At 63.9% G+C, this 305-nt stretch carries 1 pseudogene; it reads right to left on the bottom strand.

Annotated features, from left to right (window positions below):
- A pseudogene (locus tag F2P45_RS34995) lies at window positions 1-305 on the bottom strand (LysR family transcriptional regulator); the annotation flags it as partial.

Raw genomic sequence — 305 nt, 5'->3', positions numbered from 1 at the left:
TAGCCAGATATCCTGATCCAGCTCGGGAATATGCGCAATCGCGGCCACCAGATCGTGCTGGTCATTGGCGAGAAAGGTGGCAAGCACGCCCAGTCCGGCGCCATGTTCTACGCCATCGAGAATGCCCAGCCCGTAACTGCATCGCATCCATGGCACCGGGCCGCCAGGCAGAGCGCGCAACCAGCGGTCGGACTGGAACTCCGCGCGCGGCTCGTCGAAACCGACGAACGGCATGCTTGCCCATTGCTGGTTCGCAAAGGCAGCCGCATGGCGCGTGGCGACATCGCGGCTGCAATACAGCCCGC

The organism is Massilia mucilaginosa (assembly GCF_011682145.1).
GTDB lineage: Bacteria > Pseudomonadota > Gammaproteobacteria > Burkholderiales > Burkholderiaceae_D > Telluria_A > Telluria_A mucilaginosa.
The sequence above is the reverse complement of the archived record's forward strand: the minus strand, read 5'-3'. Positions and strand labels throughout refer to the sequence as shown.